Source organism: Aeromonas tecta, from assembly GCF_000820185.1.
GTDB classification, from domain to species: Bacteria; Pseudomonadota; Gammaproteobacteria; order Enterobacterales; family Aeromonadaceae; genus Aeromonas; species Aeromonas tecta.
The window spans coordinates 96,236-116,936 of sequence record NZ_CDCA01000011.1; the positions used below are offsets into that span (position 1 = coordinate 96,236).

The window sequence follows — 20,701 nt, forward strand, 5'->3', positions numbered from 1 at the left end:
CGCCAAGATCCCACTTTTCGCCCGCACCTTTGGCAAAATCGGGCCCTTGGCGCTATCTTGTTGCCCCACCTCAATTTGCTTCGAGAACCGATGAAGATCCTCGCCGTCACCGCCTGCCCCACCGGCATCGCCCACACCTATATGGCCGCCGAGGCACTGCAAAAAGCCGCCGACAAGCTGGGATTGAAGATCAAGGTCGAGACCCAGGGCGCCATGGGGCTGGAGAACGTGCTGACCGCACGGGACATCGCCGCCGCCGATCTGGTGCTGATCGCCTCCGATATCGAGATTGAGCAGAAGGAGCGCTTCCTCGGCTGCCCCCTGCGCCAGGTATCGCTGGAATCCGTGCTGATCGATGCGATTGCCGTGCTCAAAGCCGCGACCCTCGGCGCCTGAATGCTGCGCCGCGAGCTCACCTTCTGCTGTCGCCAAGGCCTGACCATCACTCAGGCCAAACAGCTCTGCCGACTGGCGGGACTGTTCAAGTCCCATATCCAGTTCATCAATGTGACGCGCCGCCAGAGCGTAGGGGCGACCAACCAGCTCGCCCTGCTCACCCTGGCCACCCAACCCGGCGATCTCTGCCAATTGCTGATCGAGGGACTGGACGCCGAGCTCGCCCACATGGCGTTCACCTGCTGGTGCGTCGAGCTCGGCCAACCGCTCGGTCGACCCGCCACCGCCGCTCAGGCCGAACAGCGGCTGCGCGATGCCCAGCCCGACTACTGCTTCTCACTGGCTCAGCTCGGTCACGCTAACGCCCCCCTCGACAAGGCGCTGGCGCTGAGGGTGCTGGTGGACTTGCTGCCCGCCGAGCTGCTCCGTGACAGACCCGTGCTGGAGCAGGCCATCGATAGCCGCGAGCGGCTCGCCGCCACCATCATCAGGCCGGGCCTCGCCATGCCCCACGTGATCTGCCCTGCCATCCGCCAGCCCTCCCTCTCGCTGCTCAGCTGCGCCGAGCCCATCGAGTGGGGCTCAACGCTGGGACCGGTGGAGAGCATCATCTTGCTGGCGATCCCGACCGGGCTCGTCCCCGAGCAGCTGCGCCCCCTCACCCGCCTGGCCCGCGCCCTGATGGACGAAACGGTCAGCACGGCGTTGCTGCACGCAAGCTCGGCCCCCACCCGTCAGGCCATCGTCATCGAAGGCTTGCTGAGCTAAGGATGCACCCTGCGGGGCGCCCCTCATTCATCCCGCAGACAACCCCCTGTGATACAATCGCGCATTCCCTGCTTTTGGTGCGCATTCGATGAAACCTGCCCGTCCCCGCCTCTCCCTCACCAACCGACCCGCCAGCGCCGGTCGGCCCACCAAGGGGGCGGTGATCGTCAAACCCGAGCGTTCACGCAGTGGCGGCCAGGGCGAGCAAAAACCCCAGGTGGCACCGGCGGATCGCAAGTTGCTGCTGCTAAACAAGCCCTACATGGTGCTGTGCCAGTTCACCAACGAAGGGGGGCGCGAGACCCTCAAGGATTACATCAGCGAGCCCGGCATCTATGCCGCCGGCCGGCTGGACCGCGACAGCGAGGGGCTCTTGCTGCTCACCAACGACGGTAAGCTGCAGGCTCGCCTCACCCAGCCGGGGGAGAAGACCCCCAAAACTTATTGGGTGCAGGTGGAAGGGATTCCGAGCGAGGAAGCGCTGGCTAACTTGCGCGCCGGGGTAGAGCTGAACGACGGCATGACATTGCCCGCCGGGGCGCGGATCATGAGTGAGCCCGTGGTGTGGCCGCGCAACCCGCCCATTCGCGAGCGTAAGGAGATCCCCACCTGTTGGCTCGAGATCAAGATAGTGGAGGGGCGCAACCGCCAGGTGCGGCGCATGACCGCCCACATCGGTCACCCCACCCTGCGCCTCATTCGCTACGCCATCGGTGACTGGAACCTCGACGATCTGGCCCCTGGCCAGAGCCGCGCCCTGCCCGCCCCCGAGCTGGCAGCCCTTCCTCGCACCCATACGGCTCGTCGGGACGGCCCGGGAACGCCGGATAGGGCGGTGAGATCGACTACAAACAATCAATCTAGCGATAAATCACGCAATCAAAGCAGGCCAAAGGCAGCGCGAGACACTACTACAGCAGTAAAAAGCAGCAGGCCCCATGGCGCCGATCGCGGCCTCGCCTCATCAAGTCCCGCCCAACCGGCGGACGGCAAGCCCCGCGGCTCGGGACGTGGCACGGCCCGTCGTCCGGCTCGCGGCGGCAACGGCAACGGCAACGGCAACGGCCAATCCTGAATCAACGCACGAGACAAGGAGTCCTTATGATTGATCACCCCCCGCTGCCGGCCAGATTGACGGTGGCCGCCCTGGTGCACTGGCAGGGTCGCTTCCTGCTGGTGGAAGAGGAGATAGCGGGCCAGCGCCGCTTCAACCAGCCCGCCGGTCATGTGGAACCTGGCGAGAACCTGCTTGAGGCCGCCTGCCGCGAGCTGAAAGAGGAGACGGGACTCACCGCCGCCCCCAGCGCCTGGCTAGGGGTCTATCTGTTCAAGCCGGCGGACAGCGAGGCCACCTTCGTGCGCACCGCCGTCATCTTCGACCTTGAAAAGGCGCCGGGTCAGCACCATCCAGAGGATCCTGACGGCGATGTGCTGGCCTGCCACTGGCTCACCCTGGACGAGATAGCCGAGTGCAAACCGGCCCTGCGCAGCCCCCTGGTGTGGCAATGCATCCAGGATTATCTGGCGGGAACCCGCCTGCCGCTGTCGGCGCTTAAGGCCTTTATCTGAGGTCGTTTGACGCCATTTTTTCATCATGGTGCCGACAAACAGAAAAACGATTTCCTGTCACAACAACCCGCTACGGGATGCTGGCATGGATATGTGACCGGGGGCGCGAAATTCTGGTAGAATACGCCCCGTTTAAACGAACTGGTAACTTCGACTAATGACAGACAACAGCCAAATCAAGGTGATCGTCGGCATGTCCGGCGGTGTGGACTCTTCCGTCTCGGCCTACCTGCTCCAGCAGCAGGGCTATCAGGTCGAAGGCTTGTTCATGAAGAACTGGGAAGAAGACGACACGGACGAGTATTGCTCTGCCTCCCAGGATTTGGCTGACGCTCAAGCCGTCTGCGACAAGCTGGGCATGAAGCTGCACACCATCAACTTCGCCGCCGAGTACTGGGACAATGTGTTCGAACACTTCCTGGCCGAGTACAAGGCCGGGCGCACCCCGAACCCGGATATCCTGTGCAACAAGGAGATCAAGTTCAAGGCGTTCCTGGAATTTGCCGCCGAAGAGCTGGGTGCTACCTACATCGCCACCGGCCACTATGTGCGCCGTGACGACAGCACCGGCCGCCCGCGCCTGCTGCGGGGTCTCGATGGCAACAAGGATCAGAGCTACTTCCTCTACACCCTGAGCGAAACTCAAGTGGGTCAGAGCCTGTTCCCGGTCGGGGATCTGGAGAAGCCGGAGGTGCGCCGCATCGCCGAGCAGCTCGATCTCATCACCGCCAAGAAGAAGGACTCCACCGGTATCTGCTTCATCGGTGAGCGCAAGTTCAAGGACTTCCTCGCGAAATTCCTGCCCGCCCAGCCCGGCCCCATCGAAACCGTGGACGGCAAGGTGATCGGCGAGCACCAGGGCCTGATGTATCACACCCTGGGTCAGCGCAAGGGCCTCGGCATCGGCGGTCGCAAAGACGCCACCGAAGAAGCCTGGTACGTGGTCGACAAGGAAGTGGAGCGCAACACCCTGATCGTCGCGCAAGGGGAACATCCCCGTCTCTACTCCGATGGCCTCATCGCCAGCCAGCTGCACTGGGTAGATCGCACCCCCATTCGCGCGCCGCGCCGCTGCACCGTCAAGACCCGCTACCGCCAGGAAGACATCCCCTGCCTCATCCAGCCCATCGACGATGAGACCATCAGGGTCATCTTCGACGAGAAGCAGGCTGCGGTGACGCCGGGTCAATCCGCCGTCTTCTACGACGGGGAAGAGTGTCTGGGCGGCGGCATCATAGAGCAGCGCTTCAGCCATCCGGTGTAAATGAATAACGAAGGCCGCCCTATACGCGGCCTTCGTCAGTAATCCAGCACCGGGCTGCAGCCAGCCGGTGCGAACGAACAGAACAAGACCGCGACCAGATGAGCGATAGATTTCAAGGCTGGATCAGGGTCTGCGGCGGCATCAGCCGGTGAATGAACAAAACAGGGCCGTGAATGTATGAGCGACAAATTCCAAGGTCGGATCATGGCCTGCTGCGGCATCAGCCAGTGAATGAACAAAACAGGGCCGTGAACCTATGAGCGACAAATTCCAAGACAGAACCATGGCCTTTGCCGGCATCTGCCAGGCGGCCTACCTGGTGCAGAAGGTGGCCCGTGACGGCACCTGTGACGAGGCCTCCCTGCGTGAGAGTCTCTCCAGCGTGCTGGTGACCGACCCCAAGCAGCCGCTGGAAGTGTTTGGCAGCCACCTCGCCATCCGCGATGGCTACCGCGCCCTGGTGGAACAACTCGGCGCCGACGGCAGCCAGAAGAATGCCGAGCTGACCCGCTACGTGGTGAGCCTGATTGCGCTGGAGCGCAAGCTCGCCAAGCGCAAGGACATCCTTAACATGCTGGGGGAGCGGATCAGCCAGATCGGTCGCCAGCAGCAGCATTTCGATCTGCTCGACGAGCAGATCCTGGCCAACATGGCGAGCATCTACAGCGATCTTATCAGCCCGATTGGCCCCAGGATCCAGGTGGCGGGTACCCCGCTGTTCCTGCAGCAGCCGCTGGTGCAGCACAAGGTGCGTGCCCTGCTGCTGGCGGGCATCCGGGCCTGCGTGCTGTGGCGCCAGCTTGGCGGCAGCCGTACCCAGATCATCTTCGCTCGCAAGAAGATGGTGGAATTGGCCAAACGTTTTTAAGAATCGGCTCGAGCACCGTCGTGAGAGGTCGGAAGCAAGGTGAAGCGCAGCACAGGTACCGGAGCTTATGTCGATAAATGAGAACTCTCGGTTACCAACAAGCGAGCAGCACATGAGCCTTGATAACGGCCTCGCAACAGGAGCGCGAGTTGATGAGAATCCCCCACACCAATCATCAGGAGTTCACCCCATGGAGCTGTCCGCGCTGACTGCTGTTTCCCCGATTGACGGTCGTTATGGCGACAAGGCCGATGCCCTGCGCCCTATCTTCTCCGAATTCGGCCTGCTGCGTTTTCGCGTCGAAGTCGAGGTGCGCTGGTTGCAAAAACTGGCAAGCCACGTCGGGATCCCGGAAGTCCCTGCCCTGAGTGCGGCCGCCAACGCCCTGCTCGATGGCATAGTCCACGACTTTAGCGAGAGTGACGCCGCCCGCATCAAACAGATCGAGCGCACCACCAACCATGATGTGAAAGCGGTGGAGTATTTCCTGAAGGAAAAAGTGGAAGTGAACCCGGAGCTCGCCGCCGTCAGCGAATTCATTCACTTCGCCTGCACCTCGGAAGACATCAACAACAACTCCCACGGCCTGATGCTGAAAACGGCCCGCGAAGAGGTGATCAAGCCTTATTGCGAGAAGCTGATTAGAGAGATCAAGCGCCTGGCCCATGAGTACCGCGACATGCCGCTGCTGTCCCGTACCCACGGTCAGCCAGCGACCCCGAGCACCATGGGCAAGGAGATGGCCAACGTCGCCTATCGCCTTGAGCGTCAGTACAAGCAGATCATGGCCGTCGAGATCTTGGGCAAGATCAACGGCGCGGTCGGCAACTACAACGCCCACGTCAGCGCCTACCCGGAAATCGACTGGCACCAGTTCTCCGAGCAGTTCGTCACCTCGCTGGGCCTGTCCTGGAACCCCTACACCACCCAGATCGAGCCGCACGACTACATCGCCGAGCTGTTCGATGCCATGGCCCGCTTCAACACCATCCTCATCGACTTCGACCGGGACGTGTGGGGCTACATCTCCCTGGGCCACTTCAAGCAGCGCACCATCGCCGGCGAGATTGGCTCCTCCACCATGCCGCACAAGGTCAACCCCATCGACTTCGAGAACTCCGAAGGCAATCTGGGTTTGGCCAACGCCGTGTTCCAGCATCTGGCGAGCAAGCTGCCTATCTCCCGCTGGCAGCGTGATCTGACCGACTCGACCGTGCTGCGCAACCTCGGTGTCGCCGTCGGTTATTCGCTGATCGCCTATCAGGCGACCCTGAAGGGCATCTCCAAGCTGGAAGCCAACGCCGCCGCCATGGCCGCCGATCTGGATGCCAACTGGGAAGTGCTGGCCGAGCCTATCCAGACCGTGATGCGCCGCTACGGCATCGAGAAGCCCTACGAGAAGCTCAAGGAGCTGACCCGTGGTCGCCGCGTCGACGCCGAAGGCATGCGCACCTTTATCGACACCCTCGAACTGCCCGAGGACGTGAAGGTGGAGCTCAAGAAGCTGACCCCGGCCAACTACCTCGGCCAGGCTCAGCGTCTGGTGGATCTGCTGAAGTAAGCGGGTAAACCGATACCACGGGGGCCCTGTCATTGCGGCAGGGCCCCTGTTCATTTTGGCCCATTCGATGGCGTTAGCTGCTATTGGGCCATACCAGAGATCTTGCCCAAACCCGGTTTGGGCAAGATCTCTCACAAGATACGAGAAGCACCATGTACGAACTCAATCTGGATATCGCTCACTTCCTCGAGCACCATTGGCAGAAGCGCCCGCTGCTCATCAAGGGCGGCTTCAAGAACTTCCAGGATCCCATCAGCCCGGACGAGCTGGCGGGTCTGGCCATGGAAGAGACCATCGAATCCCGTCTGGTGACCCGCTTCGACGGCAAGTGGGCCGCCGCTCACGGTCCCTTCGAATCCTACGATCACCTGGGAGAAGAGAACTGGACCGTGCTGGTGCAGGCCTGCAACCACTGGGCTCCCGAGGTACACGAGCTGGCGCTGCCGTTCCAGTTCATCCCGGGCTGGCGTTTTGACGATGTGATGGTGAGCTTCTCCACCCCCCACGGTGGTGTCGGCCCCCACATCGACAACTACGACGTCTTCATCACCCAGGGTCAGGGCAAGCGCCACTGGCGCGTCGGCGATGCGACGCCTCGCAGCGAGTTCGCCGCCCACGCGGCCCTGCTGCACTGCGAGCCGTTCGAGGCGATCATCGACGTCATCATGGAGCCGGGCGATATCCTCTACATCCCGCCTGGATTCCCCCACGAGGGCTATGCCATCGAGCCGTCCCTGAACTTCTCGGTGGGCTTCCGCGCGCCTGATGCAAAGGCGCTTATCTCCTCCTTTGCCGATCACCTGATCGACAACGAGGTGCGCACCGAGCGTTACGGCGATGCGGATCTCAAGCCCCGCGCCCGCCACGGCGAGATCCTGCCCCATGAGCTGCATCGCCTGCGGGAATTGATGCAGCAGGCGCTGGACGACGAGACCCTGTTCAAGGAGTGGTTCGGCACCATGATCTCCGAGGCCAAGCACGATCTGGATGTCAATCCGGTCGAGCCCGACTACAGCGCCGAGGAGATCGCCGACCTGCTGACCCAGGGCGAGCCTGCCATCAAGGTACCGGGCCTGCGATCTGTCTGGTTCAGCGGCGATGCCCAGCAGTGCTACATCGACGGCGAAGCCTGGACTCTGCAGAGTGAAGACGCGGCCGCCATTTCCCTGCTGTGTGACAAGGACATGGTCACCCAGGCCGACATGGTGGATCTCGCCGATCAGGCCGGCTTCCTGCAACTGCTGACCCGCTTGGTCAACCGCGGTTACTGGTTCTTCGGCTAAGACCTGGCCGTCTGCGTCAGAGCCAATAAAGAAAAAGCGCCGCTGATGTTCAGCGGCGCTTTTTTATGTCCATCGAGGCGGATTTGCCCTGATCAGGCTGTCGGGATGGGCGGCAATCTTCGCCAATGACTCACGACGCCCCTGCGGCTGGCTACACTTGGGGGCGGCTCGGCCAGCAAGCGCTCTCTTCCCTCCCCTCATTGAGCACTTGGTCAGTTGCTTGTTATTAAACAACATCCGATCGCGCCCAGGGGGACCCGACAAGGGGTGCCGAATGAGCGGCTATCGGGGGAGGCAATTATTTTAGCCCCTAAAATCAACCGTGAGCGAAAACGTTATCTTGTAAATTGGGACGGTTTTAGCCCAAAACGTTGTTTCTGGATCATAAAAAGTATCCAAAAACTGGTGTATATTGCACGACGGAAACTCCTTAACCATGAAGACTGACATGAAAAAGACCAAAATCGTCTGCACCATCGGTCCCAAGACCGAATCCAAAGAAATGCTGGGCAAGATGCTCGACGCCGGCATGAACGTCATGCGCCTGAACTTCTCTCACGGTGATTACGAAGAGCACGGCACCCGTATCCGCAACCTGCGTGAAGTGATGGCCGCTACCGGCAAGCACGCAGCTATCCTGCTCGATACCAAGGGTCCGGAAATCCGTACCATGAAACTGGAAGGTGGCAACGATGTTTCTCTGGTCGCCGGCCAGACCTTCACCTTCACCACCGACCAGACTGTGGTTGGCAACAAAGACAAAGTCGCCGTGACCTACGCCGGCTTCGCCAACGATCTGCGCGTCGGCAACCGCATCCTGGTGGATGACGGCCTGATCGGTCTGGACGTCATCGAGATCAGCGAACGCGAAGTCATCTGCAAGGTGCTGAACAATGGCGATCTGGGCGAGAACAAAGGCGTTAACCTGCCGGGCGTCTCCATCAAACTGCCGGCCCTAGCCGAGAAAGACAAGCGTGACCTCGTCTTCGGTTGCGAGCAAGGCGTTGATTTCGTTGCTGCTTCCTTCATCCGTAAGAAAGAAGACGTACTGGAAATCCGTGAGCACCTGAAGGCCCATGGTGGCGAAGCCATCCAGATCATCTCTAAGATCGAAAACCAGGAAGGCCTGGACAACTTCGACGAGATCCTGGCTGTCTCCGACGGCATCATGGTCGCCCGTGGCGACATGGGTGTGGAAATCCCGGTTGAAGAAGTTATCTTCGCCCAGAAGATGATCATCACCAAGTGCAACAAGGCACGTAAAGTGGTCATCACCGCCACCCAGATGCTGGATTCCATGATCAAGAACCCGCGTCCGACCCGCGCCGAAGCCGGCGACGTGGCGAACGCCATCCTGGACGGTACCGATGCAGTCATGCTGTCCGGTGAATCCGCCAAGGGTAAGTACCCGCTGGAAGCCGTGACCATCATGGCTACCATCTGCGAGCGTACCGACGCCGTGATGCCGTCCAACCTGTCTGCTGCCAATGACAGCAACAAGCTGCGCATCACCGAAGCCGTCTGCAAGGGCGCCGTTGAGACCTCCGAGAAGCTGGATGCCCCGCTGATCGTGGTTGCCACCGAAGGCGGCAAGTCTGCCAAGGCCATTCGCAAGTACTTCCCGAAAGCCTGGATCCTGGCCATCACCACCAACCAGAAAACCGCTGCTCAGCTGGTGCTGACCAAGGGTGTGGTTGCTCACGTGGTTGACAGCATCGCCTCCACCGACGATTTCTATCGCATCGGTAAAGAAGCGGCGCTGGCCAGCGGCATGGGTCTGAAGGGTGACGTGGTTGTCATGGTTTCCGGTGCTCTGGTACCGAGCGGTACCACCAACACCGCCTCCGTTCACGTACTGTAATCAGTCTTGAACCGATAAAACGGCGCCTGCGGGCGCCGTTTTTTTTATCTCTCCCCCCTGCTTCGTGTTTACCGCCGGTGTTAGAATCCACGCGGATTTCCCCCTGTGGGATGTCTCCCAAATTTCGCGTAATAACCCGGAAGTTTTATGCCCTCAATACAGTTCAGAAAAGCCTCGGCCAGCCTGTTGCCGCTGCTTTGTTTACTCGTCAGTCTGTGCGCCCCGCAAGCCATGGCGCAGGATGTGCCGCAACGCGCCACCGTCCAGCGGGCGCTCGATGCGCTCGGTAAATCAGACACCCTCACCGTCAGCCAACAAGCCGATCAGAAGCTGCTGACCGATACCCTGAGCCTGCTCGACAACATCGAGAAGGAGCAGGACAAGAGCAAAGCCCAGCTACAGCGGCTACGCTCGCTCCCCACCGAATTGCGAGAGATTGGCGCCAAGCTCGACAACCTCACCCAGGGCAAGAGCCTGGAGCAGCTCAAGAGCGAATACGCCAGCATGAGCCTGGCGGAGCTCGACACCCGTCAGGCCGAGATCATGGCCAACCTGCAGGAGTCGCAGGAAGCCCTCGGCACCATCGGCAGCCAGATCACCAGCCTGCAAACCCTGCCCGAGCGCGCCCAGGTCAACATGAGCCGCGCCTACCAGCGCAGCCAGGAGATCCGCACCCGATTGAATTCCGGCGACAGCATCAGCAGCGCCGAGAAGATGAAGCTGGGTACCGAGCTGGTGTTGCTGGACTTGCAACTGGCGAACCTGCAAAAGGAGCTGGATAACCGCACCAGCATGCAGGATCTCGCGGTCAAGCAGCGCGACTACCAGAGCGCACGCCTCACCTACGAAGAGCAGAAACTGCAGGCGCTGCAAGAGCAGAGCAGCGCCAAGCGCCTCGGCGACACCGAGAAGGCCGCCGAGCAGACCGGTGAGCTGGTGGCCAGCGAAGACAACCCGCTGGTGCAAAAAGAGCAGGAGATCAACCACCAGCTCAGCCAGCAACTGATCAGCGCCACCGCCAACCTCAACTCTCTCGCCCAGAAGAATCTGCAGGCGAAGAGCTGGCTGGAGCGCGGCACCCAGACCGAGCGCAACCTGAATGAACAGGTGCAGATGCTCAAGGGCAACCTGCTGCTGTCGCGCATCCTCTATCAGCTCTACCAGCAGCTGGAGGCCGCGCCGTCGACCCTGGTGAAGAACCTGGAGGAGCAGATAGCCGACCTGCACCTGGCCCAGTTCGAACTGAGCCAGCAGCGAGATCAGCTGTTCCAGAAGACCCAGTATCTGGACAACCTGATCGCCAGCAGCAGCGAGCCGGTCAGCGAGGAAGACAAGGCCAGCCTCGCCAAGTTGCTCGATACCCGCATCAACCTGCTCGATCAGCTGAACCGTCAACTCGACAGCCAGCTCACCAACGCCATCAGCCTGCAGCTGACCCAGCAGCAGCTGAGCCGGGTCTATGCCTCCATCGAGTTCACCCTGCAACAGCACATCTTCTGGGTCAGCAGCAACAAGCCCATCGATGGCAAGTGGCTGCTCAACTGGCCCGCCCAGGCCTACAAGCAGGCCTCCGACTGGGTGCTCAAGCCCGACTGGAGCGGCTGGGGTGACACCCTGCTGCCCATCTCATTGCTCGCCTTCCCGCTGTTGCTGGTCGGTGGCCTGCTGCTGTGGAAGCGGCCGACCATCATCGCCCGTCAGCAGAAGATCGCCAAGGATCTCGGCCGCTTCCGCCAGGACAGCCAGTGGCATACCCCGCGCGCCCTGCTCTACACAGTGCTGCAGCGCCTGCCCGGCACCCTGTTTATCCTGGCGGCCGGCCTGTTGCTCACCTACTGCGGCCTGCTGAGCCCCAAACTCATCTTCCAGATCACCCTGAACCTGGCGCTCGGCTACCTGGTGTTCAGCGTCTACCTGTCGGTGATGCGACCCGGTGGCATCGGCGAGAACCACTTCCGCCTGCCGAGGGCCGAATTACAGGCCAAGCGCAGCAGCATGAGATATCTTTGGATACCTCTTTTACCGCTGATCATGCTGTCCACCAAGGCGGTGGTAGAGCCTTCCTCTCTTGGCAACGACGTCATCGGACAGGGTCTGACCCTGGTGCTGCTGGGCCTTGCCGGCTATCTGGTGTTGCCCATCTCCCGCGCCCGCATCAAGGGCGAGGCCAGCATGCTGCAGATCATGACGGGGGTCGCCCTGGCCCTGGCGCCGGTGGCACTGATAGTGCTGGCAGCCCTTGGCTACTACTACACGGCCCTCAAACTCACCGGTCGCCTGATCGAATCCTTCTACCTCATCATCATCTGGGGCCTGGTCTATCGTACCGCCCTGCGTGGTCTGGAGCTGGCGGCCCGCCGTCTGGCCTATCGCCGCGCCGTCGCCAAGCGTGAGCACAAGACCCAGGAAGATGCGGAAGGGGGCGAGGCCATCGAAGAGCAGCCCATGGATCTGGAGGATGTCAGCCAGCAGTCCCTGCGTCTGACCCGGATCATGCTGCTGCTGGTGTTCGGCGTCGCCTTCTACTGGCTCTGGTCCGATCTGGTCGCGGTCTTTACCTACCTCGACAGCGTGGTGCTGTGGCACAAGAGTGAAGGGACTGGCGCCAACGCCGTGCTCTTCCCCATCAGCCTGAGCGACGTGCTGACCGGTCTGTTCCTGTTCGGGGCCGCCTTGTCCCTGGCGCGCAACCTGCCCGGCCTGCTGGAGGTGCTGATACTCTCCAAGCTGCGCCTGGCCCAGGGCACCGCCTACGCCTTCACCACCATGCTCAACTATGCGCTGATCGGGGTGGGTTCCCTCACCGCGCTGGCCATGTTGGGAGTCCAGTGGGAGAAGCTGCAATGGCTGGCCGCCGGCCTCTCGGTGGGGATCGGTTTCGGCATGCAGCAGATCGTCTCCAACTTCATCTCTGGGATCATCATCTTGTTCGAACGCCCGGTGCGGATCGGTGACACCGTCACCATCGGCACCATCTCGGGGACGGTCAACAAGATCCGCATCCGCTCCACAACCCTCACCGATTTCGATCGCAAAGAGGTGATCATCCCGAACCAGCAGCTGATGATAGAGCGGCTGGTCAACTGGTCCCTGTCCGATACCGTCACCCGGGTCATCGCCCGGGTCGGGGTGGCCTATGGCTCGGATCTGGAGCTGACCCGCACGCTGCTGATTCAGGCGGCCATGGAGAACAGCCGGGTGCTAAAGGATCCGGCGCCCATCGTCTACTTCCTCACCTTCGGTGCCAGCACTCTGGATCACGAGCTGCGTTTCTTCGTGAGCGAGCTCGGCGATCGCAACCCGGCCATCGATGAGCTGAACCGCCGGATTGATGTGTTGTTCCGCGAACACAACATCGACATCGCGTTCAACCAGATGGACGTGCATATCAAGAACAGGCAGGGGGATGAGCAGCGGGTGGAATCTCGCCCTGCCCTGCCCCCGGCGCAGCCTGGTAGGACGAGCTGATCCCGCTCGCCCCCATCAGTCAAACGGGCCCCACCATGGGGCCCGTTTCTTTGCTAGCGTCAGCCTCACCGTTACCCCGGCCGGTGCCAACCTACGCATCAACCTAAAGAGCCTGACCAGCCCCCTATTCGCCCTCTCTTTTATCCCCGTTTATACCCTGACTGGGCAGATGGGCCTGTCTGTGCGACCATCGCCACTTCCGTCTTGCCCGTGCCAGGACAACCCCATCGCCATCAGGAGGCGCCATGCTGCAAGTCGTTTATGTAGCCAACCCGGTCAGCGGGTTGATCCATGTCTTTCAGTTAGAGGATGATGCGCTCGTCCCACTGCAAGAGGTGCAGACCGGTGGTGAGGTGCAACCGCTGGTCATCAGCCCGGACAAGCGCTGGCTCTATGCCGGCGTGCGCCCCGACTTCAAGGTGCTGAGCTACCCCATCCTGGCGGATGGACGACTCGGCGAACCAAGCTCGGCGCCGCTGGCGGGCAGCGCCTCCCACACCTGCACGGATGCTCGCGGCCGCCTGTTCTTCGCCGCCTCCTACGCTTTTAACCACCTCAGCGTCTCGCGCATGGATGCCGCAGGCCGGGTGCTGGCACCGCACCAGCGCATCGACGATCTGATGGCCGCCCACTCAGTCACCCTGCTCGATCAACCGCCAGCCCATCACGGGCAAGGGCATCAGGAGCTGCTGGTCGCCTGTCTCAAAGAGGATGTGATCCGTCGCTTCACCCTGGGCGATGATGATCGACTGGAGCCCCATCCACTTGGCGACATTCACACGGCAGCGGGTGCCGGGCCTCGCCATCTGGCGCTGCACCCGACCAACGGCGATATCTATTGCCTCAACGAGCTCGATGGCACCCTCAACCGCTACCACAGGGAGAGCGACGGGCGCATCTCGGCGCAGCAGAGTCTGGACATGTTGCCGGCAGGCTATGAGGGGGAGCACTGGGGGGCGGATCTGCATCTCACCCCGGACGGGCGTTTTCTCTACACCAGCGAGCGGGCCAGCAGCCTGCTGACCCTGTTTGGCATAGACCCGCAGTATGGTCAGCTGAGTGTGCTCGGCCACTTCCCCACCGAATTGATGCCGCGCGGCTTTGCCATCGATCACAGCGGCCAGGCGCTGATCGTGACCGGGCAGGAGTCGTTGGAGCTGGCCCTGCATCGCATAACACCAGAGACGGGGCAGCTGAGCCTCTCTTGCCGCCAACCGGTGGGCAAAGGGGCCATGTGGGTAAGGGTATTGGCACTGGAGACACCGGCATCATCATCGGACCGATGATCGTGCCGGGAGAGCGGAGAGAAGCAGGTATTGCGATGATCGTACCTGCTTATCCCCTAGTGTGAAGAGATGAGGAGGCTCATCTCACTTGCCGCCGTTGAGATCATCGTCCGGCCAGTACTTGTAACCCTGCATGGTCGCCTGCACCGCCACGCCCTGTTCGGTCAGCTGATACATCTTCACCTTCTGGAAGTCGGCATTGGCCGCCTCGCTGACCACCACCTTGCCATCGTCGGCAGACTTGGCCGCCACATCGGCCTGGGCGCTGGCATCAAACCCTGTGGTGATGAAACGATCAAGGGCCACGGCATCGTTAAAGATGATCAGAGCCTGGAACTTCTTGATCCCCATGCCAACCCCGAAACCGGCGGTGGCCATCTTCATGTAGGTGTCACGGCCATTGCGGTTATCGCGCAGCACCCCATAACCCGAGCCGGCGCTGAGCAGCAGCAAGTTGTTGTTCACATTGCTAAAGACGGCATAGCCTTTGGATCGGGTCACCTCTCGCTTGATATTGGGATTCTGGCCATACAAGACAGATAGCGCCTGCTGGCGCATCTGCAGCGTATTGCTGCGTTGCTCGGCAGGGGTATCCCCCTTGGAAGAGCAGCCCAGCAATAGCAGCACGATTAACATCTGACTCCATAGACGCAAGTCACGCATCTCATTACTCCTTCAGATTCCACGGCAAAAATGGCAGCGATCATGGCTATGACCGGCTGCCCTGCCTGAGGGCGAGTCAACAAACGCCCGTCGACTCGCCACCTGACCCTCAATGGGTCGCACCATCAGCTTCATCGAATGAGTATAACTGGCCTGAAGCCCCGGCCCTTCGCGGTGAAAACGCCTCTAGCCCTGGGTCACCTCACCAAGAAACTCGGTGAAACGCTGCCAGGACTTGGCATCGGCGTCGGCGCGGTAATTCTCGGAGCCAAACACGCTGAAGGCATGGGGCGCACCGCTGTAGATGGCCGCCTCATAGGGGATGCCTGTGCTTTCCAGCTCGGAGACAAGCCCCGCGAACTGACCCAGCGACACCGCCTGATCCGCGCCGCCATGCTGGATAAGCAGCTGGGCCTTGGTCTGCTTGTAATCCTGCCCGACGGGCGTCTCCAGCCCGCCATGCACGCTCACGACCCCCTTGAGCGCGGCGCCGCTGCGAGCCAGCTCCAGCACGGCGGCGCCGCCGAAGCAATAACCAAGCGCCACCACGTCGTCGAGCCGTCCGCCCAGCTTGCCCGCCTCGGCCAAGGCGGCGGCCAGCAGCTTGCGCATCCGGGGTCTGTCTTGATAGAGGGCGCCGGTGAGCCGCTTCTTATCCTCGATGGAGGTCGGCCGCACGCCCGCGCCGAACAAGTCGACCGCAAAGACGCTGTAACCGAGCGCCACCAGCATCTCGGCACGCTTGACCTCATACTCGGTCAGACCATCCCAGTCATGCACCAGCAGTATCAGCGGCGCCTTCTGGCCGGCCGCCAGGTAATAACCTTCGAACGATTGACCATCGACCTCGTAGCGCACCGCGCCAGCCTGGCTCACCCCACTCCAGATAAGCCCGAGCAGGGCCAGGATCCATGCCTTCTTCATGCTTCTCTCCCTCGACTGTGAATAACGCCCCTGATTGTAGTCGTCCGGATTTAGGGGGGCGCCCTGCCCCGCCAGATCGGAGCTCTCCAGCTCGCGCACAAAAGAGAGAGGCCACCCTGGGGTGGCCTCTTTGCTAACACAGATAAAGGTGGACGCTTAGTCTTTGGCAGCGTCCATCGCGCCCTCTTGCGAGTGCGCAGGCAGGATCAGGTTGAGCAGTATGGCGGCCACCGAGGCCAGACCCACGCCCGCCAGGGCGAAGTCACCGATCTTCATCTCCAGGGCGCCGACGCCCACGGTCAGGGTCACGGCCACGATGGCGATGTTGCGGGCAAGGCCCAGATCGACCTTGGACTCCACCAGGGTCTTGAGACCGATGGCGGCGATGGATCCGAACAGCAGCAGCATGATGCCACCCATCACCGGCATGGGGATGGAGGTGAGCAGCGCATTGAACTTGCCGAAGAAGGCCAGGATGACGGCGAACACCGCGGCCCAGGTCATGGTGACCGGGTTGAAGTTGCGGGTGATCATCACGGCGCCGGTCACTTCGGCGTAGGTGGTCACGGGTGGGCCACCGATGAAGCCGGCGAAGCAGACACCGATGCCGTCACCGGCCAGGGTGCGGTGCAGGCCCGGGTTCTTGGTGTAGTCCTGCCCGGTCACACCGCCGATGGCGAGTACGCCACCGATGTGCTCGATGCAAGGGGCGATGGCCACCGGCAGCATGAACAGGGCGGCGGCCCAGTTGATCTCCGGGGTCTCGAAGTGAGGCAGTGCCAACCAGGGGGCGTTAACCATCCCCTCGAAGCTCACCTGCCCCATCAGCACCGCCGCCACGTAACCGGCGACCACGCCGGAGAGAATGGGGATGAGCTTGATCCAGCCCTTGCAGAACACCGCGGCAATCAGGGTCACCGCCAGCGAAATCCCCGCCAGGGTCAGGGCGGTAGTGGGGTCGACCACCTGTTCACCACCGGCACGACCCATTGCCATGTTACAGGCGACCTGGGCGACCGACAGGCCAATCACCATGATCACCGGGCCAATCACCACCGGCGGCAGCAACTTGTGCACGAAACCCATGCCCCGCACGCGAATGAGCGCCGCCAGGATGAAGTACATGAAGCCGGCCGCAAACAGGCCAAACATGGTGGACGGCAGTCCCCAGGTCTGGGTGGCGTAGATGATGGGGGCGATGAAGGCAAAGCTGGAACCGAGGAAGATCGGGACCTGGCGGCGAGTGCAGAGCTGGAACAGCAGGGTGCCTACACCGGCGCCAAGCAGGGCCATGGAAGGGTTCAGTCCGGTGAGCAGGGGCACCAGAACCATGGCACCGAAGGCGACAAACAGAATTTGCAGCCCGGCGACACTTTGCTTGACCAAGGAAAACATGGGTGTCCTTAATTTTTTGATAACTGACAGGGATAATTGACACTTTTCAGTCATCACAACATATTTTCAAGGTGTGAAATACGCCAAATGGCGTCATTTGTTACCTTTTACTGCTTGGGGAGGGCATGAAACTGGCTTTTTAGGCGGGATTCGTTGCTACAAGCATCGAGGAAGCGATTTTACGCACTTTTATGGCCAGCGCAAAACGTTTTTCTAGCGCAGTTTATTGATAGTCATAGCAAGGCGACGCAATTGTGAACGCTGACCCCGACATTTGCGCTACATCGCCACCCCGGATGGCGAGGCCAGCATCTTGGCCGCCCAGCTTCCATGAAAAAGGGGATAGCCATGCCATCCCCTCTGCTTTTTATCAAAAATGCAGTCAAGCGTGCGTCAATCAGACCCTGCGATAGGGCAGATACACAGGCTCCCACATGTGACTCAGGATATGCTGCTGCAGATCCTGGCCAATCAGCGGGTGGGACGGGTCTCGCCGCACTATGTCCTTGAGTACCGCGGTTGCCACGTGCACCGAGATGTTGCGCAGCTCGCTGATCCGTGGATAGACCGAGCCTTGCGCCAGATCGGCCTCGCTCACGCACTCGGCAAGGGCGAAGGCCGCGGTAGTGAAGACGTCCGGGGTGATCTCGCTCAACTGGCTGACGATGGCCGCCAGGCCCACGCCGGGGAAGATGAAGACGTTGTTGCCCTGGCCGATGCGGTAATCCTTGCCCGCGAACGTCACATCCTTGAACGGGCTGCCGGTGGCGACGATGGCACGGCCCTGGCTCCAGCGATAGATGTCTTCCGGCAACGCCTCGCAGTTGGCGGTCGGGTTGGAGAGCGGGAACACCATGGGGTGTTCGCAGTGCGCCAGCATCAGCTGGATATGCTGCTCCTGGAAGGCGCCACCGGCCCCACTGGTGCCCAGCAGCACCGTGATGGGCACATGGCGCAGCACCTCGGTCAGCCCGGCCTTGCCCTGCACATCCCACTGCGCCAGCAAGAGCCCCGGTTTGGCGTAACGGCGCTTGTACTCGTCGAGCCCTTCGCGGTTGTCACACACCAGCCCCTGGGTATCCAGGATGTAGATGCGATCCCGCGCCGCCTGGGGATCCAGCCCCTCGCGGATCATGCCTGCGCAGATCTGATCCGCCACCCCGACCCCGCCAGCGCCAGCGCCATAGACCAGATAGTTCTGTTGACCCAGGGTCTCACCCTTGAATTTGACCGCCCCTATGATGCCTGCCAGCACCACGGCGCCGGTGCCCTGAATGTCGTCATTGAACGAGGGCAACGCCTGCTGGTAGCGCGACAGGTTGTTGAAAGCGTTGGATTTGCTGAAATCTTCCCACTGCAAGACGGCATTCGGGAAGTGGCGCTTGACCCCGGCCACGAATTTTTCGATGAAGTCGTCATACTCCTTGCCGCGAATGCGGCGATGGGGCTGACCGAGGTACATGGGATCGTCCAGCAGCGCCTGATTGTCGGTGCCGACATCCAGCGCGATGGGCAGACAGCAGGCGGGATGAATGCCGGCCCCCAGGGTATAGAGGGAGAGCTTGCCGATGGGGATACCCATGCCGCCCACCCCCTGATCGCCGATCCCCAGGATGCCCTGGCTGTCGGTCACGACGATGATGCGTACCGATTTGGCGTCCATGTGACGGGCCAGGGAGCCCATGTCATCGACGTTCTTCGCGGTGATGTAGAGGCCGCGCGGTTTTTGGAAGCGGTGGCTGAACTCCTGGCACGCCTTGCCCACGGTCGGGGTATAGATGTAGGGGGTCATCTCCTCCACGTGACGGGACAACAGGGCGTAGAACAGGGTCTCGTTGCGATCCTGCAGGGCCCGCAGGTTCTGGTACTTCTCGATGTCGCTGCAGGCGCTCAAGAAGCCCTGATAGACTCTGTCCAGCTGAGCCTCGAAGGTCTGCACCTGGGGCGGCAGCAGGCCGTCGAGTTCGAAATCGGCACGCTCCTGCTCGGTAAAGGCGGTGCCCTTGTTGAGATTGCGGTCGTTGAGCAGGTTGGTGCCTGTCAATGCAACGGGGCGAAAGTCCTCTCCCTGTGCGTCTTTCCACAGCAGATATTGTCCGGTAGCCATAGTTGTTCTCTTTGATACGTGGGAAGTGCCATTGCGGCGAAGAAGCGAGACACATAATGAAATCAATCATATAACGTTTAGGTTACCAATTTTGTGAGGCCGGGCATAAAGTGGCTCACCCCAGCGGCTCTCCCCTGGCCCCTTGCTGCCAAGCTCCCAGCCTCGACTAAGCTCAGTCTGCCACGCACCTGACGCTAGGGAGATCATCATGGGAAGCACTCGACTGGAAGCCTTTAGCGATGGGGTCATCGCCATCTTGATCACCATCATGGTGCTGGAGCTCAAGGTGCCTCACGACGCCAGCTGGCCGGCGCTGGTCCCGCTGCTGCCGGTGTTTCTGAGCTATGTCCTCAGCTTCATCTACCTGGGGATCTACTGGAACAACCATCACCACATGCTGCACACCTGCCGGCAGATCACCGGGCCCATTCTGTGGGCCAACCTGCATCTGCTGTTCTGGCTATCGTTAATCCCCTTTGCCACCGGCTGGATGGGGGAGAACCACTTCGCCAGCCTGCCAACCGCCCTCTATGGCATGGTGCTGCTGATGGCCGCCATCGCCTATTTCCTGCTGCAGACGCTGATCATCCGCTCCCAGGGTCCGCACTCCCTGCTCAGGCGGGCGCTCGGCAGCGACTGGAAGGGCAAAGTGTCCCCCCTGCTCTATTTCAGTGCCATAGTCGCCGCCTTCTGGGCCCAGTGGTTGTCCCAGCTTATCTACGTGCTGGCCGCCCTGATCTGGCTGGTGCCGGACAGCCGCATCGAGCACATTCTGGCCGAACAGGAGGCGGACTAACGCGCCTTTCCCTCGGCTCCATCAATCTCAGCTCGGTTCTCCGCCCGCCATACCAGGGCCCAAGGTGGATCGGGTTGACCTGGATCACCGCAAGAGAGTCGGCATCCGGCTATAAAGGCCATTGCCCTGCCGGCCCCCTTGACGCAAGATCGGCAGGAGCCAGGCTGCAGCATGACAGCGGCCAGCATCCTTCTCACCGAACCTGATAGAGCGACATGACCCCAGACACCAGCGCCCCTCCTGCCCATTTTCCCGTTTCAGCCGTGATCCTGGCCGGTGGCCGTGCCACCCGCATGGGCGGTGAGGATAAGGGCTGGGTGCCCCTGGCGGGTCAGCCGCTCATCGAACATGTGCTTGCGCGACTGCGGCCCCAGGTGGACGAGGTGCTGATCAACGCCAACCGCAATCAGGCGAGCTACCGCGCACTGGCCCCGGTCATCAAGGATGGCAACGGCGATTTTCTGGGCCCCTTGGCGGGCATGCAGGCGGGGC

General features: G+C 61.5%; 16 protein-coding genes and 1 pseudogene. 13 read left to right on the forward strand and 4 right to left on the reverse strand.

The window, feature by feature from the left end; translation table 11 throughout:
* Positions 1–90 precede the first annotated feature (90 nt).
* The 11 genes from BN1137_RS03105 to pgl all read left to right on the forward strand — a co-directional run bounded on the left by BN1137_RS03105 (position 91) and on the right by pgl (position 14,324).
* A complete protein-coding gene (locus BN1137_RS03105) occupies positions 91–396 on the forward strand; it encodes a PTS fructose transporter subunit IIB (protein ID WP_050717208.1) in 306 nt (101 codons plus the stop codon).
* Complete coding sequence (locus tag BN1137_RS03110) at positions 397–1,164, forward strand: PTS sugar transporter subunit IIA (RefSeq protein ID WP_050717209.1); 768 nt, start codon at positions 397–399, stop codon at positions 1,162–1,164.
* Positions 1,165–1,252: 88 nt separating this feature from the next.
* Complete coding sequence (locus tag BN1137_RS03115; RefSeq protein ID WP_050717210.1) at positions 1,253–2,239, forward strand: pseudouridine synthase; 987 nt, start codon at positions 1,253–1,255, stop codon at positions 2,237–2,239.
* A gap of 26 nt (positions 2,240–2,265) precedes the next feature.
* A complete protein-coding gene (locus tag BN1137_RS03120; protein WP_050717211.1) occupies positions 2,266–2,733 on the forward strand; it encodes an NUDIX hydrolase in 468 nt (155 codons plus the stop codon).
* Positions 2,734–2,890: 157 nt separating this feature from the next.
* A complete protein-coding gene (gene mnmA, locus BN1137_RS03125) occupies positions 2,891–3,997 on the forward strand; it encodes a tRNA 2-thiouridine(34) synthase MnmA (RefSeq protein WP_050717212.1) in 1,107 nt (368 codons plus the stop codon).
* A gap of 256 nt (positions 3,998–4,253) precedes the next feature.
* A complete protein-coding gene (hflD, locus tag BN1137_RS03130) occupies positions 4,254–4,865 on the forward strand; it encodes a high frequency lysogenization protein HflD (RefSeq protein WP_050717213.1) in 612 nt (203 codons plus the stop codon).
* 190 nt (positions 4,866–5,055) lie between these two features.
* A complete protein-coding gene (gene purB / locus BN1137_RS03135; RefSeq protein ID WP_050717214.1) occupies positions 5,056–6,426 on the forward strand; it encodes an adenylosuccinate lyase in 1,371 nt (456 codons plus the stop codon).
* Positions 6,427–6,578: 152 nt separating this feature from the next.
* Positions 6,579–7,709 (forward strand): ribosomal protein uL16 3-hydroxylase, encoded by a 1,131-nt coding sequence (locus BN1137_RS03140; RefSeq protein ID WP_050717215.1) that lies wholly within the window; start codon positions 6,579–6,581, stop codon positions 7,707–7,709.
* Between the two features lie 448 nt (positions 7,710–8,157).
* Entirely contained in the window at positions 8,158–9,570 is a 1,413-nt protein-coding gene (pykF, locus tag BN1137_RS03145) for a pyruvate kinase PykF (protein WP_050717216.1), read from the forward strand.
* A gap of 147 nt (positions 9,571–9,717) precedes the next feature.
* Positions 9,718–13,038, forward strand: a complete 3,321-nt coding sequence (gene mscK / locus BN1137_RS03150) for a mechanosensitive channel MscK (protein ID WP_050717217.1) — start codon at positions 9,718–9,720, stop codon at positions 13,036–13,038.
* A 245-nt stretch (positions 13,039–13,283) separates the two neighbouring features.
* Positions 13,284–14,324 (forward strand): 6-phosphogluconolactonase, encoded by a 1,041-nt coding sequence (pgl, locus tag BN1137_RS03155; protein WP_050717218.1) that lies wholly within the window; start codon positions 13,284–13,286, stop codon positions 14,322–14,324.
* Between the two features lie 84 nt (positions 14,325–14,408).
* On the opposite strand, the gene BN1137_RS03160 is transcribed toward pgl, so the two are convergent.
* The 4 genes from BN1137_RS03160 to BN1137_RS03175 all read right to left on the reverse strand — a co-directional run bounded on the left by BN1137_RS03160 (position 14,409) and on the right by BN1137_RS03175 (position 19,413).
* Positions 14,409–14,987 carry a lipid-binding SYLF domain-containing protein gene (locus BN1137_RS03160; RefSeq protein ID WP_232306885.1) on the reverse strand — a complete coding sequence of 193 codons (579 nt, stop codon included), beginning with the start codon at positions 14,985–14,987 and terminating at the stop codon, positions 14,409–14,411.
* 186 nt (positions 14,988–15,173) lie between these two features.
* Entirely contained in the window at positions 15,174–15,911 is a 738-nt protein-coding gene (locus tag BN1137_RS03165; RefSeq protein ID WP_050717219.1) for a dienelactone hydrolase family protein, read from the reverse strand.
* Between the two features lie 156 nt (positions 15,912–16,067).
* Positions 16,068–17,306, reverse strand: a complete 1,239-nt coding sequence (locus BN1137_RS03170) for a uracil-xanthine permease family protein (protein ID WP_050717220.1) — start codon at positions 17,304–17,306, stop codon at positions 16,068–16,070.
* Between the two features lie 397 nt (positions 17,307–17,703).
* Entirely contained in the window at positions 17,704–19,413 is a 1,710-nt protein-coding gene (locus tag BN1137_RS03175; RefSeq protein WP_050717221.1) for an NAD-dependent malic enzyme, read from the reverse strand.
* Between the two features lie 208 nt (positions 19,414–19,621).
* On the opposite strand from BN1137_RS03175, the gene BN1137_RS03180 reads away from it, so the two are divergent.
* Positions 19,622–20,209, forward strand: a complete 588-nt coding sequence (locus BN1137_RS03180) for a TMEM175 family protein (protein WP_050717222.1) — start codon at positions 19,622–19,624, stop codon at positions 20,207–20,209.
* A gap of 215 nt (positions 20,210–20,424) precedes the next feature.
* Positions 20,425–20,701 (forward strand): annotated as a pseudogene (locus tag BN1137_RS03185) (NTP transferase domain-containing protein); the annotation flags it as partial.

Excerpts from the sequence above, each read along its gene's own strand:
- BN1137_RS03120 (WP_050717211.1), top strand. The coding sequence starts at position 2,266 with ATGATTGATCACCCCCCGCTGCCGGCCAGATTGACGGTGGCCGCCCTG.
- BN1137_RS03110 (WP_050717209.1), top strand. The coding sequence starts at position 397 with ATGCTGCGCCGCGAGCTCACCTTCTGCTGTCGCCAAGGCCTGACCATC.
- pykF (WP_050717216.1), top strand. The coding sequence starts at position 8,158 with ATGAAAAAGACCAAAATCGTCTGCACCATCGGTCCCAAGACCGAATCC.
- purB (WP_050717214.1), top strand. The coding sequence starts at position 5,056 with ATGGAGCTGTCCGCGCTGACTGCTGTTTCCCCGATTGACGGTCGTTAT.
- BN1137_RS03170 (WP_050717220.1), bottom strand. The coding sequence starts at position 17,306 with ATGTTTTCCTTGGTCAAGCAAAGTGTCGCCGGGCTGCAAATTCTGTTT.
- mnmA (WP_050717212.1), top strand. The coding sequence starts at position 2,891 with ATGACAGACAACAGCCAAATCAAGGTGATCGTCGGCATGTCCGGCGGT.
- BN1137_RS03175 (WP_050717221.1), bottom strand. The coding sequence starts at position 19,413 with ATGGCTACCGGACAATATCTGCTGTGGAAAGACGCACAGGGAGAGGAC.
- BN1137_RS03115 (WP_050717210.1), top strand. The coding sequence starts at position 1,253 with ATGAAACCTGCCCGTCCCCGCCTCTCCCTCACCAACCGACCCGCCAGC.
- mscK (WP_050717217.1), top strand. The coding sequence starts at position 9,718 with ATGCCCTCAATACAGTTCAGAAAAGCCTCGGCCAGCCTGTTGCCGCTG.
- BN1137_RS03165 (WP_050717219.1), bottom strand. The coding sequence starts at position 15,911 with ATGAAGAAGGCATGGATCCTGGCCCTGCTCGGGCTTATCTGGAGTGGG.
- BN1137_RS03105 (WP_050717208.1), top strand. The coding sequence starts at position 91 with ATGAAGATCCTCGCCGTCACCGCCTGCCCCACCGGCATCGCCCACACC.
- pgl (WP_050717218.1), top strand. The coding sequence starts at position 13,284 with ATGCTGCAAGTCGTTTATGTAGCCAACCCGGTCAGCGGGTTGATCCAT.
- hflD (WP_050717213.1), top strand. The coding sequence starts at position 4,254 with ATGAGCGACAAATTCCAAGACAGAACCATGGCCTTTGCCGGCATCTGC.
- BN1137_RS03180 (WP_050717222.1), top strand. The coding sequence starts at position 19,622 with ATGGGAAGCACTCGACTGGAAGCCTTTAGCGATGGGGTCATCGCCATC.
- BN1137_RS03160 (WP_232306885.1), bottom strand. The coding sequence starts at position 14,987 with ATGCGTGACTTGCGTCTATGGAGTCAGATGTTAATCGTGCTGCTATTG.
- BN1137_RS03140 (WP_050717215.1), top strand. The coding sequence starts at position 6,579 with ATGTACGAACTCAATCTGGATATCGCTCACTTCCTCGAGCACCATTGG.